This window comes from Streptomyces sp. TLI_146, from assembly GCF_002846415.1.
In the GTDB taxonomy this organism is placed as follows: Bacteria; Actinomycetota; Actinomycetes; order Streptomycetales; family Streptomycetaceae; genus Streptomyces.
In genome coordinates, this window is record NZ_PJMX01000001.1 from 6,928,658 (window position 1) to 6,939,625 (window position 10,968).

Here is a 10,968-nt window from a genome sequence, read left to right on the forward strand (position 1 = left end):
TTTAGAAGTACCCCTCGCGCTTGCGGTCTTCCATCGCGGCCTCGGACATCTTGTCGTCGGCGCGCGTCGCGCCCCGCTCGGTGAGCCGGGAGGCGGCGATCTCGGCGATCACGGCGTCCAGCGTCGTCGCGTCGGAATCGACGGCGCCGGTGCAGGACATGTCGCCGACCGTGCGGTAGCGGATCAGCCGCTTCTCGACGCTCTCGCCCTGCTTGGGGCCGCCCCAGTCGCCCGCGGTCAGCCACATGCCGGCCCGCCGGAACACCTCGCGCTCGTGCGCGAAGTAGATCTGCGGCAGCTCGATCTCCTCGCGGGCGATGTACTGCCACACGTCCAGCTCGGTCCAGTTGGAGAGCGGGAAGACCCGCACGTGCTCGCCCGGCGCGTGCCGGCCGTTGTAGAGCTGCCACAGCTCGGGGCGCTGGCGGCGCGGGTCCCACTGCGAGAACTCGTCGCGCAGCGAGAACACCCGCTCCTTGGCCCGGGCCTTCTCCTCGTCGCGCCGCCCGCCGCCGAACACGGCGTCGAAGCGGTGCCGCTGGATGGCCTCGGTCAGCGGCACGGTCTGCAGCGGGTTGCGGGTGCCGTCCGGGCGCTCCTTGAGGACGCCGCGGTCGATGTACTCCTGCACGGAGGCGACGTGCAGCCGCAGCCCGTGCTCGGCGACCACCCGGTCGCGGTACTCGATGACCTCGGGGAAGTTGTGCCCGGTGTCGACGTGCAGCAGCGTGAAGGGGACCGCCGCGGGGGCGAACGCCTTCAGCGCCAGGTGCAGCATGACGATCGAGTCCTTGCCGCCGGAGAAGAGGATCACCGGCCGCTCGAACTCGCCCGCCACCTCGCGGAAGATGTGCACCGCCTCGGACTCCAGGGCGTCGAGGTGGCTCAGCGCGTACGGGCTGTCGGTGCCCCCGGCCGGGGCGGCAGCGGTCGTCGTCATGCGAGACCCCTCTCGGTGAGCAGTGCGTGGAGCGCGGACGCGGACTCGCGGACGGTCTGCTGGTGCGACGCGATCCGCAGGTCGGGCGATTCGGGGGCCTCGTAGGGGTCGTCGACCCCGGTGAGCCCGCTGATCTCGCCCGCCGCCTGCTTGGCGTACAGGCCCTTCACATCGCGCTCGGAGCAGACCTCCACGGGTGTGGCGACGTGCACCTCCAGGTAGGGGGTGCCCTCGGACTGGTGGCGCTTGCGGACCGCGTCACGGCTGTCCGCGTACGGCGCGATCACCGGCACCAGCGCCTTGACGCCGTTGGAGGCGAGCAGTTCGGCGACGAAGCCGATCCGCTGGACGTTGGTGTGCCGGTCCTCGCGGGTGAAGCCGAGCCCGGCCGAGAGGAACTCGCGGATCTCGTCGCCGTCGAGCACCTCCACCCGGTGGCCCTCCCCGCGCAGCCGCTCCGCCAGCTCGTACGCGAGGGTGGTCTTGCCCGCGCTGGGCAGCCCGGTCAGCCAGACGGTGGCTCCGGTGGTCGCCGCGCTCACTTGGTTCTCCTGGGTGTTGGTCATCAGCCGTGCAGCCCGCACTCGGTCTTGTTGCGCCCGGCCCAGCGGCCGGCCCGCGCGTCCTCGCCCTCCGCCACGCGGCGGGTGCAGGGCGCGCAGCCGATGGACGGATAGCCGTCCATGAGCAGCAGGTTGGTGATCACGCCGTGCTCCGCGACGTACGCGTCCACGTCGTCCTGCGTCCAGCGGGCGATCGGGGAGACCTTGACCTTCTGCCGCTTCTCGTCCCAGCCGACCACCGGGGTGTTCGCCCGGGTCGGGGACTCGTCGCGGCGCAGGCCGGTCGCCCACGCGGAGTACGCGGTCAGGCCCTCCTGGAGCGGCTTGACCTTGCGCAGCGCGCAGCACAGGTCCGGGTCGCGGTCGTGCAGCCTGGGTCCGTACTCGGCGTCCTGCTCGGCCACGGTCTGACGTGGCGTCAGCGTGATGACGTTGACGTCCAGCACGGCGGCCACCGCGTCCCGGGTGCCGATGGTCTCCGGGAAGTGGTAGCCGGTGTCGAGGAACACGACGTCCACGCCGGGCATCGCCCGGGAGGCGAGGTGGGCGACCACCGCGTCCTCCATCGAGGAGGTCACGCAGAACCGCTTGCCGAAGGTGTCGGCCGCCCACTGGAGGATCTCCAGGGCGGAGGCGTCCTCCAGGTCGCGCCCGGCCTGCTCGGCCAGGGCCTTCAACTCCGCTCCGGTGCGCTGCTCCTGAGTCGTCGTCATATCTGCTCGTCCCCTCCGGTGTCGGCTCGCTGGAGCCCCCGGGCCAGCAGCCCGAGGAACTTCAGCTGGAATGCGCGGCTGCACGCCGCGCATTCCCAGGCGCTGTGTCCCTGCTCGCTGGGCCGCAGGTCCTCGTCGCCGCAGTAGGGGCAGTAGAAGGGCGCCGCTCGCTCGCTCACGACAGGGCCTCCTCGGTGGCGCGGGCGGTCCACGCGGCGAACCGCTCGCCGCTCTCGCGCTCGGCCTCGAAGCGCTTGAGGAGCCGCTCCACATAGTCGGGCAGTTCGTCCGAAGTGACCTTCAGGCCGCGGACCTTGCGGCCGAAGCCCGCCTCCAGGCCGAGCGCGCCGCCCAGGTGCACCTGGTAGCCCTCGACCTGCTCGCCCTGGTCGTTCAGGACGAGCTGGCCCTTGAGACCGATGTCCGCGACCTGGATACGGGCGCAGGCGTTCGGGCAGCCGTTGATGTTGATGGTGAGCGGCTCGTCGAAGTCCGGGATGCGGCGCTCCAGTTCGTCGATGAGCGCGGCGCCGCGCGCCTTGGTCTCGACGATCGCCAGCTTGCAGTACTCGATGCCGGTGCAGGCCATGGTGCCGCGGCGGAACGGGGACGGCGCGACCTTCAGATCCAGCGCCTCCAGGCCCGCCACCAGCGACTCGACCTGCTCCTCGGCCACGTCGAGCACGATCATCTTCTGCTCGGCGGTGGTCCGCAGCCGGCCCGAGCCGTGTGCCTCGGCGAGCTCCGCGATCTTGGTCAGGGTGGTGCCGTCGACGCGGCCGACGCGGGGCGCGAACCCGACGTAGAAGCGGCCGTCCTTCTGCCGGTGGACGCCGAGGTGGTCGCGCCAGACCGCGGGCGGCTGCTGGGGCGCGGGCCCGTCGGTCAGCTTGCGCTCCAGGTACTCGTCCTCCAGGACCTGGCGGAACTTCTCCGCGCCCCAGTCGGCCACCAGGAACTTCAGCCGGGCGCGGGTGCGCAGCCGGCGGTAGCCGTAGTCGCGGAAGATGCCGATGACGCCGCCGAACACGTCCGGCACGTCCTCCAGCGGCACCCAGGCGCCGAGCCGCACGCCCAGCTTGGGGTTGGTGGAGAGCCCGCCGCCGACCCACAGGTCGAAGCCGGGGCCGTACTCGGGGTGTTCGACGCCGACGAAGGCGATGTCGTTGATCTCGTGCGCCACGTCGAGCAGCGGCGAGCCGGAGATCGCGGACTTGAACTTGCGCGGCAGGTTGGAGAACTCGGGGTTGCCGATGAACCGGCGCTGGATCTCGTCGATCGCGGGCGAGCCGTCGACGATCTCGTTCTCGGCGATGCCGGCGACCGGCGAGCCGAGGATGACGCGCGGGGTGTCGCCGCACGCCTCGGTGGTCGACAGGCCGACCGCTTCGAGGCGGCGCCAGATCTCCGGCACGTCCTCGATGCGGATCCAGTGGTACTGGATGTTCTGCCGGTCGGTGAGGTCGGCGGTCCCGCGCGCGAACTCCTGCGAGATCTCCCCGATCACCCGCAGCTGCTCGGTGGTCAGCCGCCCGCCGTCGATCCGCACGCGCAGCATGAAGTACGCGTCGTCGAGCTCCTCCGGCTCCAGGATCGCGGTCTTGCCGCCGTCGATCCCGGGCTTGCGCTGGGTGTACAGACCCCACCAGCGCATGCGTCCGCGCAGGTCGTTGGGGTCGATGGAGTCGAATCCGCGCTTGGAGTAAATCGTCTCAATACGTGTCCGCACATTGAGACCGTCGTCGTCCTTCTTGAACTGCTCGTTCCCGTTGAGCGGCGTGAAGTGACCGACGGCCCACTGGCCTTCACCACGGTGGCGCCCCGGCTTGCGACGGGGGGCGGCGGAGGCGGGCTTGTCTGGGGTGGCGGCCATGGGGATACGTCCTTCGGGACTGCAGGAGGGCGGCTCTGACCTGCACACTCGCGCTGCGGGCGCGGCGGTGCGCAAGTACGGTGAAGAAGACTGGGGGCGGCGGTGCTGGGGTCTCTCAGCGGGCCGGACAGATGGCGCTGGACATGCGGCCCAGGTCGACGTGTCGTCGACTCACCAAGGCAATTCCAGTTCCGGACATGACGGAAGCGTGTCACGGGCATCTCTGGCCAGTCCACCACTATCCAAAATGTGGACAACAATGTCCCGCATCCTGAGACGCTGTGTTGTGGGTCACCTCGGGCATCCACCGGACGCGGGACCGGCGCCGCTCCTATCCTGCCTTGTGCCGGGAGGCGCCGGGGGTGAGGGGGCACGCTCGTGTGGAGTCAGCCGCAGACATGGGGCCCGGCCGTCGCGGCCTTCGCCGCCGGGGTACTGGTCCTCAAGCTGAAGGACTGGTTCACGTCACTCGTAGACAAGGCCGCCGCCCTCCTCTACGACCGGCTCGCGGGCAGCGCCCCGCTCGCCCGTACGGCCCTGCGCCGCTACATCGTCCGCGTCCACGAGCGCCACGAACGCTTCTCCGTCTCCTTCCGGGTCGACGACCCGCAGGCCATGGACATGGCGGCGGTGTACGTCCCGCTGCGCACCGCGTCCGGCTTCGGCGCGGGCGCGGAGCAGAGCGAGGCGGCGGCGTCGCTGCACGAGGCCCGCCGGGCCGTGGTCCTCGGCGTCCCCGGCGCGGGCAAGACGATGCTCCTGCGCCACACCGTCCTCGCCTGGTGCCGCGAGCGCTACCGCCCGGACGGCCCGCCCCGCCGCACCTGGTACGGGCGCCGCCGCCCGCCGAGGGCGGAACCGGGGGAGCTCGTCGACGTACCGGTCCTGCTGAAGCTGCACGAGGTGAACCTGGAGAAGGGGGACCTTCGTGACCACATCGTGAAACACTTCGCGGACCATGACTTCCCGGCTGCCGGGAAGTGGGCCGACCGGGCGCTCGCGGAGGGCCGCCTCGCCGTGTACTTCGACGGTCTGGACGAGGTGCCGACGGCCCGGCGCAAGGAGGTCGCGGACGCGATCGGCCAGTTCATGCGGACCCACGCGAAGTGCCGGACGGTGGTCACCTGCCGGATCGCCGTCTACCGGGGCGAGTTCAACGAGGACGTCGACCGGACGCTGCGGGTCCAGGAGTTCGACGAGCGCCTGGTGCGCCGCTTCCTGCACGGCTGGCCCTGGCCGGAGCACCTGCCCGCCGACACCGTGGAGCAGCTGCTCGGTGCGCTGCGCGACACCCCGCAGCTGATGCCGCTGGCGCGCAACCCGCTGCTCCTGACGATGGTCGCGTATCTGTACAGCCATGTGTACGCGGGCACCGACCAGGTGCTTCCGCACACCCGCGCCGACTTCTACAAGCAGGTCACGGACAGCCTGCTCGGCGACCGCCAGCGCGACGCGCGCTTCTCGCACCCGGTGAAGAAGGCGGTCCTGCAACACCTGGCGCTGGCCGCGCAGGACGTCCCCTCGGACGTCCACGACCGCCTGGCGCTGCCGGAGCGGGAGGTGCTCACGCACGTACGGGCCGCGCTGGCGGTGCAGGGCCGTCCGGTCGAGCGGGCACAGGAGGTGCTGGAGGAGATCGTCGAGCGGAGCGGGCTGCTGCTGGCGGTGGACAGCGGGGAGCGCTACCAGTTCGCGCACCTCACGCTCCAGGAGTATCTGGCCGCGACCCACCTCGCGGCGGACCCGCGGGGCCTGCTCGCCCGCTACGCCCGCGACCCGGCCGCGTGGCGGGAGACGGTACGGCTGTGGTGCGGTGCGGAGCCGCGCGACTGCACGGAGGTCGTACGGACGGTGCTGGAGCGGGACCCGGTGCTCGCGTTCCAGTGCGTGGCGGACGCGCAGGTGGTGGACGAGGCGCTGGTCGAGGAGATCGTCCGGATGTTCCGTGACCGTCTGGGCCGGGAGCCGGGCACGGACCGCCAGGCGGTCATCGCCGCGTTCGCGGTGGCGGCGGCCTCGCGACGGACACGGGGCACGGCCGTGTTCGGCATGCTCTCGGTGTTCGCGGCCGACGGCCGTCGCGCCGAGCGTCAGGAAGCGGCGCTGGCCGCGCTCGCGGCCACCAATCTGCCGAGGGCGGCGGAGCGGCTCGCCGAACTGCTGCCCACGGTCCCGGGGGCCGGACCGGCTCTGGTGGCCATGGGCGACCTGGCGGTCCCCGCGCTGCGGCGGGCCGCGCTGAGCGGGGAACCTGCCGCGTTGAGGCTGCTGTGGGAGATACGGACCCCGCGCGCGGCCGTGGCACTGGCGGACTACCCCGAGCACGTACAGATGTGGCCTGCGACAGCGTTCTTCCTGGCGGACATGCTGCGGGACCCGGAGATTGAGCAGGCGCTCCGGCAGCTCCCGCAGAGCTCCTACGCCCCTGGCTTCCTGTGGGTGTGGAAGCCCTTCGCCACCGGTGAGGACGACCACCTCGTCAAGCGGGTGAGCCTGCTCGCGATGGCGATCTGGGTCGACGCAGGAACGGACGCACCGCGGGGAGTGCGGGTCGACCCGCGCATCCTGGCCGCGCTGGCCCTCGTGGGCAACGGGAGCGAACCCCTCACTCGCCTCGCCCCGGAGGTGTCCGATGCGAGGCTGGCGAGGGAACTGGGACTCAGGCCCGGCGCAAGGGTCTCCGATTTAATGGTGCTAAGCGTGCTGAGGGCCGGTGCCGCCCCGGAGGTGGGGGAGCGCTTCCTCCGGATGGCGGGCCTCTCCCCGGTCCAGGTCCGCATGCTCGCCCAGCTCCCGGCCGCCGGGCGGTCGTACGCCGGAGCCCTGCTCTGTCAGTTCGGAGCGTTCCCCAGGGCCGCCTGGGAGCGGGCCGGCGCAGTGGGCACCCGAGCGCTGATCCCGGCCCGAAATCCCCAACAGGTCCTGCGCGACTTCATCCAGGACCACCTGACGGTGCGCTCACCCGACCAGACGGACTAGTGCGCCCCCGCCCAAGGCCCCGGCGTCGCCGCCTCCGCCTGCTCCTCCACCTTCGTGTCGAAGAGGCGGAACCCCCGCCGCAGGTAGTTGTCCATCGCGTGCTCCCCGTCCAGTGAGCACGTGTGCACCCACACCCGCTTGGTCGCGGCGCGGTCCGGCCAGCGGTCGGCCAGGTCCCATGCGCGGGCGATGCCGTACGACAGGAGGTGGCCGCCTATGCGCCGGCCCCGGAACGCCGGGATCAGGCCGAAGTAGACGATCTCCACCGCGCCCTCGTCCTGCGCTTCGAGCTCGACGTAACCCGCCGGGGTGCCGTTCTCGTACGCCACCCACGTCTCCACGCCCGGCCGGGCCAGGAACTCGCGCCACTTCGCGTACGGCCACGGCAGCCGGTCGAGCCAGTGGATGTCGCCGCCGACCGCCGTGTAGAGGAAGCGGCTGAACTCCGGTGAGGGCACCTCGGCGCGGACGATCCGGATGTCTCCGGCGGGCTCGGCGGCGGGGCGCAGGTCGGCCGGGGACGTCTGCTCCAGGGACCAGGTGGTGACGGGGATGCTCATGCCGTCACCGAATCACGGCCGGGGCTCCCCGTTCAAGCGCAGGTCAGTGCGGGTGGTGGCGGGCGCGGGCCCCTCGCACCGCCGGGGCCGTCGAGTGCGGGAGCAGGTCCGCCGCGTGGGGCGGCCGGACCACCTCCACCTCCACGTCCTCCGCGAACCGGTACGGCCGGTGGGCCAGCACCTCGGCCAGATGGCGCCGCAACCGGGACATCTCCGCCCGTACCGTCACCGTACGCGTCGGGTCCTCGAAGATGTCGTGGGCCAGCTGCGCGGCCGTGCGGCCGGTGCGGTGCAGGGCCAGTACGTAGAGGAGCTCGGCGTGGCGCGGGCTCAGCTCCTGGGTCCAGCTGCCCGCGTCCCCCGAGACCGTCACCGAGGAGCGGCGCGGGCGGCTCAGGTCCAGCACCACCCGCCGGGGTATCGCGTCCGCAGGCCGTACGTCGTCGCCCACCGCCTGCACCAGCCAGCCGCCCGGCAGCGGCTCCACCGCGCACATGCCGAGCGAGGGCAGCCAGACGCGGCCCGCCCGGAACGACTTCGGCAGCGGCAGCCGGTCCACCGGCGGCATCCCCGTCACCGCGGCCGTCCAGCCGTTGGTGTCCACGGCGAGCGCCCGGCCGCCGACCCGGCACAGCACGGGAGCCGCCACCGTGCGCAGCCGCTCCACGGCGGCGAGATGGCGGGTGCGCAGTTCGGCCTCGGCGAGGCGCGAGACGGAGGTGACGAACGCCAGCGTCGCCGGGTGCATCGTCGACAGCGGGCCGCTCACGTCGACCACGCCGAGCAGCCGTCCGTCGCGCGGGTCGACGATCGGCGCGCCCGCGCACGTCCAGGTGTGGTGGGTGGAGACGAAGTGCTCGGCCGAGTACACCTGCATCGGGCGGCCGGTGACCAGCGGTGTGCCCACCCCGTTGGTCCCCACCACGCCCTCGCTCCAGTCGGCCCCGACCTCGAAGCCCAGCGCGTCGGCGCTGCGCAGCACTGAGGCGTGGCCCTCGCGCCACAGCAGCTTTCCGTCCGCGTCGGAGACGACCATGATGTGCTGCGCGGCGTCCGCGACCGACACCAGCGCCTCCCGCAGCACCGGCAGCACCTCCCTGAGCGGGGAGGACTGGCGCCGCCGCTCCACCTCCGCCAGCGGCAGCAGCCTGGTCTGGCGGGCGCCGTCCGGGTCCACGCCGTGGCCGAGCACCCGGCGCCAGGACGCGTCTATCTCCGCGCGCGGGGCGACCTTGGAGGGCAGTCCGGCGAGCGCGGCCGCCCGCATGCCCTTCAGTAGCCGAGTGGCTTCCCGCACGTCCATCGCGGCCAGCCGGGCCGGGTCGAGGGGGGTGGTGTCCTGCACTGGGTCCTCCTGCCGGCACCCGCGTTCCGAGGGGGAGTTGAACGCGGGTGCCACCTGTTCATCGTGCCCGCCCGGCCGTTCGCGCGCGGCGATATGCCGCACAAGGTTGCAACCCTTTGCAACTCTCGCGAACGACCGCGCGTGTGTACGAAGGTGGTGGAACACCGGACGTCCGGTCGTCATGGCCCGTGAGGGCACATGAGAGTGCGGGGGTGGTGCCGTGTCGGCGCAGCACCACCCCCGACGCACGTTCCGGTGAGGACGCCCGGGCCGCTGAAGGCCCGGGCGTCCGCCTTTCCCGGAACGCCGGTCGGCCCGGCCCCGCCGCGGGTCAGACCCGCGCCCGCGCCCGCTCCACGACCGCGCCCAGGTCGAGCGTGTGCGGCAGCGTCCCGAAGGCCGTACCCCAGTCGCCGCCGAGCCGGGACGCGCAGAACGCGTCCGCCACCTCCGACGGCGCCCACCGCACCAGCAGCGCCCCCTGGAGCACCAGCGCCATCCGCTCCACCAGGCGGCGCGCCCGCGCCTCGATGCCGTCCAGGTCGGCCAGCTCCGTCAGCAGGTTCTTGATCGACCCGTCCAGGCGGTGGTCCGCGCCGCGTGCCTGCCCGACCTCCTGAAGGAAGGCGTCCAGGGCGTGCGGCTCGCGCTGGAGCGCCCGCAGTACGTCCAGCGCCTGGACGTTGCCCGAGCCCTCCCAGATCGAGTTCAACGGCGACTCGCGCAACAGCCGGGGCAGCCCGGACTCCTCCACGTACCCGTTGCCGCCCAGACATTCGAGGGCCTCGGCGACGACCGGCGTACAGCGTTTGGTCACCCAGTACTTGGCGGCCGGCACCGCGAGCCGCAGCAGCGCCTGGTCCTGCTCGCTGCCGGTGCTCTGGACGGCGTCCTGAGCCGCCGCGAGCCGCAGCGCCAGCGCGGTCGCCGCCTCCGACTCCAGCGCCAGATCCGCCAGCACGTTCCTCATCAGCGGCTTCTCGATCAGCACCCCGCCGAACGCGCTGCGGTACGCGGCGTGGTGGATCGCCTGCGCCACGCCCTGCCGCATCAGCGCCGCCGAACCCACCACGCAGTCAAGCCGGGTCGCCGCCACCATCTCGATGATGGTGCGCACCCCGCGCCCCTCGTCCCCGACCCGGCGCGCCCACGTCTCGTCGAACTCGACCTCGCTGGAGGCGTTGGACCGGTTGCCCAGCTTGTCCTTGAGCCGCTGGATCCGGAACGTGTTGCGGGTCCCGTCGTCCAGCACCCGGGGCACCAGGAAGCAGGTCAGCCCGCCGGGCGCCTGCGCGAGCACCAGGAACCCGTCGCACATCGGCGCCGAGCAGAACCACTTGTGCCCGGTCAGCAGATACTCCCCGGCGTCCCCGAGCGGCCTGGCCTGCGTGGTGTTGGCCCGGACGTCGCTGCCGCCCTGCTTCTCCGTCATGCCCATCCCGAAGAGCACCCCGGCCTTGTCGCCGGCCGGCCGCAGCCCCTCCTCGTACACATGGGAGGTGAGCCGGGGCTCCCACTCGGCGGCCAGCGCCGGATCGGTCCGCAGCGCGGGCACCGCCGCGTGCGTCATCGACAGCGGGCACCCGTGGCCCGCCTCCGCCTGCGTCCACACCAGGAACCCGGCGGCGCGCCGCACATGGCCGCCCGGCCGCCCCCAGGCGTCGGTCAGCCCCGCCCCGACGGCGTGCCCGAGCAGCCGGTGCCAGCTCGGGTGGAAGTCCACCTCGTCGATCCGGTTGCCGTAGCGGTCGTGGGTGCGGAGCCTGGGCGGGTTCTCGTTCGCCAGGACGCCCCACTCCTGCGCCTGGGCGGAACCCGCGGTGCGCCCGAGGGCGCTGAGCTCGTCCCGCGCCTCGTCGAGGAGACCGGGTGCCAGATGCCGCTCCACCCCCTCGGTGAGAGCGCGGTCGGACAGGAAGACGTCGTATCCCACCAGGGGCGGAGCCTGGTTGGTCACTGTGTGGGTGGTGGCTGCCATGCCGATACGGTAAGGAG

At 72.4% G+C, this 10,968-nt stretch carries 10 protein-coding genes; 1 reads left to right on the forward strand and 9 read right to left on the reverse strand.

The features are described from left to right. Position 1: 1 nt before the first annotated feature. The 6 genes from cysD to BX283_RS42485 form a co-directional block, all read right to left on the reverse strand. Positions 2–940, reverse strand: a complete 939-nt coding sequence (gene cysD, locus BX283_RS30850; RefSeq protein ID WP_101390723.1) for a sulfate adenylyltransferase subunit CysD — start codon at positions 938–940, stop codon at positions 2–4. Further along, positions 937–1,506 carry an adenylyl-sulfate kinase gene (gene cysC / locus BX283_RS30855; protein WP_101390724.1) on the reverse strand — a complete coding sequence of 190 codons (570 nt, stop codon included), beginning with the start codon at positions 1,504–1,506 and terminating at the stop codon, positions 937–939. The genes cysD and cysC overlap by 4 nt, the downstream gene beginning before the upstream one ends. After that, positions 1,506–2,216 carry a phosphoadenylyl-sulfate reductase gene (locus BX283_RS30860; RefSeq protein WP_101390725.1) on the reverse strand — a complete coding sequence of 237 codons (711 nt, stop codon included), beginning with the start codon at positions 2,214–2,216 and terminating at the stop codon, positions 1,506–1,508. The genes cysC and BX283_RS30860 overlap by 1 nt, the downstream gene beginning before the upstream one ends. Next, a complete protein-coding gene (locus BX283_RS30865) occupies positions 2,213–2,395 on the reverse strand; it encodes a hypothetical protein (protein ID WP_101390726.1) in 183 nt (60 codons plus the stop codon). Before BX283_RS30865 ends, BX283_RS30860 begins: the two co-directional genes overlap by 4 nt. Beyond that, positions 2,392–4,089 (reverse strand): nitrite/sulfite reductase, encoded by a 1,698-nt coding sequence (locus BX283_RS30870; RefSeq protein ID WP_101390727.1) that lies wholly within the window; start codon positions 4,087–4,089, stop codon positions 2,392–2,394. Before BX283_RS30870 ends, BX283_RS30865 begins: the two co-directional genes overlap by 4 nt. A gap of 115 nt (positions 4,090–4,204) precedes the next feature. Beyond that, complete coding sequence (locus BX283_RS42485; protein ID WP_310591794.1) at positions 4,205–4,288, reverse strand: putative leader peptide; 84 nt, start codon at positions 4,286–4,288, stop codon at positions 4,205–4,207. A gap of 179 nt (positions 4,289–4,467) precedes the next feature. Between BX283_RS42485 and BX283_RS30875 the strand changes: the two genes are divergently transcribed. Continuing rightward, positions 4,468–7,068 carry an NACHT domain-containing NTPase gene (locus BX283_RS30875; RefSeq protein ID WP_101390728.1) on the forward strand — a complete coding sequence of 867 codons (2,601 nt, stop codon included), beginning with the start codon at positions 4,468–4,470 and terminating at the stop codon, positions 7,066–7,068. Here BX283_RS30875 and BX283_RS30880 read toward each other — a convergent pair. From BX283_RS30880 to BX283_RS30890, 3 genes are all read right to left on the reverse strand, one after another. Continuing rightward, positions 7,065–7,628, reverse strand: a complete 564-nt coding sequence (locus BX283_RS30880) for a GNAT family N-acetyltransferase (RefSeq protein WP_101390729.1) — start codon at positions 7,626–7,628, stop codon at positions 7,065–7,067. The two genes, BX283_RS30875 and BX283_RS30880, sit on opposite strands and share 4 nt — an antisense overlap. Before the next feature lie 43 nt (positions 7,629–7,671). Continuing rightward, on the reverse strand, positions 7,672–8,931 hold the full coding sequence (locus BX283_RS30885; RefSeq protein ID WP_101392666.1) for a helix-turn-helix domain-containing protein: 1,260 nt from the start codon (positions 8,929–8,931) through the stop codon (positions 7,672–7,674). A gap of 373 nt (positions 8,932–9,304) precedes the next feature. Next, positions 9,305–10,951 carry an acyl-CoA dehydrogenase family protein gene (locus tag BX283_RS30890; RefSeq protein ID WP_101390730.1) on the reverse strand — a complete coding sequence of 549 codons (1,647 nt, stop codon included), beginning with the start codon at positions 10,949–10,951 and terminating at the stop codon, positions 9,305–9,307. Positions 10,952–10,968: the final 17 nt, after the last annotated feature.